1 protein-coding gene is annotated in these 459 nt (G+C 68.4%); it reads left to right on the forward strand.

Annotated features, from left to right (window positions below; genetic code table 11):
* The coding region (locus NKF06_RS20835) for an IucA/IucC family protein (protein ID WP_305882058.1) at nt 1-459 on the forward strand (459 nt) is incomplete at both ends.

The following is a 459-nucleotide window of genomic DNA, read 5'->3' on the forward strand; positions in this document are numbered from 1 at the left end:
GACTGTACGGCTTCGACACCACCTTCCGCAACGCGGAGCAGTCGCTCGTCTTCGGCCACCACAGACACCCGACACCCAAGAGCAGGCAGGGCATCGCGCCGCACGACGAACCGCGGTTCGCCCCGGAGCTACGCGGGTCGTTCCAGCTCCACTACTTCCGGGTCGAACCCGGCCTCCTCGACCACGACTCGACGCTCGACCGGAGCGCCCCGGCGTGGATAGCCGACGCGCTCCGGGCGGACGAGTCGGTCCCCGAGTCGTTCGTCGCCGAACACCTCGATGACAATACCGACGACGGACTCGTCCCGGTCCACCCGTGGCAGGCTGACTACCTCCTCGAACAGCCGGCGGTTCGAGCGCGCCTCGGCGACGGCATCGAATCCCTCGGCGAGGTCGGCAGGGAATTCTACCCGACCTCCTCGGTGCGGACGCTGTACTCGCCGGACGCGCCATTCATGG

The organism is Haloferax sp. AB510 (genome assembly GCF_024136985.1).
Classification (GTDB): Archaea; Halobacteriota; Halobacteria; order Halobacteriales; family Haloferacaceae; genus Haloferax.